The organism is Bradyrhizobium sp., from assembly GCF_049691595.1.
Classification (GTDB): Bacteria; Pseudomonadota; Alphaproteobacteria; order Rhizobiales; family Xanthobacteraceae; genus Bradyrhizobium.
This window is the reverse complement of the sequence record NZ_JBAVNZ010000555.1, coordinates 1-1,610: the sequence shown is the minus strand read 5'-3', so window position 1 is coordinate 1,610 and position 1,610 is coordinate 1. Positions and strand designations below refer to the sequence as shown.

Below are 1,610 nucleotides of genomic sequence, written 5' to 3'. Positions count from 1 at the left end.
GCGCGCCGTGCGGATGGTGCTGGAGCACCGCGGCGAGCACCCGTCCCATTGGGCGGCGATCGTGTCGATCGCGGCCAAGATCGGCTGCACCGCGCAGACGCTCAACACGTGGGTGAAGACGGCCGAGATCGACAGCGGCCGCAAACCCGGCGTCACCACCGACGAGCGCGAGCGGCTCAAGGCGCTGGAGCGCGAGGTTCGCGAGCTGCGCCAGGCCAGCGAGATCCTGCGCAAGGCATCTGCGTATTTTGCCCAAGCGGAGCTCGACCGCCGATGGAAGCCATGATCCGCTTCGTTGACGAGTATCGGTCTGCGTACGGGGTCGAGCCGATTTGCAAGGTCTTGCCGATCGCCCCGTCGACCTACCACGAGCATGCACGGCGCCGGGCTCAGCCCGAGACGGCGCCAGCGCGTGTTCAACGCGACGACGTCCTGCGCGTCGAGATCAAAAGGGTTTTCGATGAGAATTTCTCGGTCTACGGCGTGCGCAAAGTCTGGCGACAGTTGCTGCGGGAGGGCATCGAAGTCGCCCGCTGCACCGTCGCCCGGCTGATGGGAGCGATGGGTTTGCGAGGCGTCACCCGTGGCGCCCGCGTGCGCACGACGGTTGCCGACAAGGCCAAGCCGTGCCCGCTCGATCACGTCAACCGGCAGTTCAAGGCGCCGCGTCCGAACGCACTGTGGGTCTCGGACTTCACCTACGTCGCGACGTGGACCGGCTTCGTCTACGTCGCCTTCGTCATTGACACGTTCGCCCGGCGCATCGTCGGTTGGCGTGTCAGCAGATCAGCGCATGCGGGCTTCGTGCTCGATGCGCTTGAGCAGGCCATCCATGATCGCCAACCCGCTTCGGGCGGCGGCCTCGTGCATCACTCCGATCGCGGCGTGCAGTATCTCTCGATCATCTACACCGAGCGCCTCGCCGAGGCTGGCCTCGTGCCATCCGTCGGCAGCGTCGGCGATAGCTACGACAATGCCCTCGCCGAGACGATCAATGGGCTCTACAAGGCCGAGGCGATCCATCGGCGGGGGCCGTGGCGCTCGCTCGAAGCCGTCGAATACGCGACACTCGAATGGGTCGATTGGTTCAACAACCGCAGGCTTCTGGAGCCCATCGGCAACATTCCGCCGGCCGAAGCGGAAGCCGCCTACTACGCAAGCTTGGAGGAGCCCGCCAAACTCGCCGCCTGACTCAAACCAAACAGCCTCCGGAGATTCCGGCGCGGTTCAGTACCGCAACTCGCTCTTTGAGCGTTTCGTATGATGTGCATTTGCGATCGGTATGGAACTGAGATGATCCTGACTATTCGGACGGATTTTCCAATCGGATTAACGTTGGCGCAGTTTAACCTTGATGTAGGAGCATGATCTTCCGTGGACCGGATCGGCGCTGGAGAAGGTCATGGTAGCCAGGAAATTTCGTCAGCCGTCAAAACAGGAAATCTGTGGCGTCGACCAAATTGGCACCGCCGACAAGTAGGATCTGGTTCCCGCCGAAGGAGACGAGGGCATTGCCGCTGCCGTTGAAGTTCTGGTCGACGGTCAATTGGGCGAACGAGGTCGCGCCACTGCCATTGAGATTGAAGTGCTCTGTGCCGTTGCTCCAATCC

2 protein-coding genes and 1 other annotated feature are annotated in these 1,610 nt (G+C 62.9%); of the genes, one reads left to right on the top strand and one right to left on the bottom strand.

The genetic code is table 11. The annotated features are described in order from the left end of the window. A protein-coding gene (locus tag WCE35_RS22355; protein ID WP_424595494.1) for an IS3 family transposase occupies positions 1-1,191 on the top strand; the annotation gives its coding sequence in 2 pieces (ribosomal slippage) (positions 1-248 and positions 248-1,191; 1,192 coding nt annotated over the 2 pieces). This gene is flagged as partial in the annotation. After that, positions 241-357 (top strand) — a sequence feature (AL1L pseudoknot). (Overlaps the previous gene by 117 nt.) 238 nt (positions 1,192-1,429) lie before the next feature. Here the strand turns inward: WCE35_RS22355 and WCE35_RS22350 are convergent. Continuing rightward, a partial coding sequence (locus tag WCE35_RS22350) for a hypothetical protein (protein ID WP_424595493.1) occupies positions 1,430-1,610 on the bottom strand: 181 nt, incomplete at its 5' end.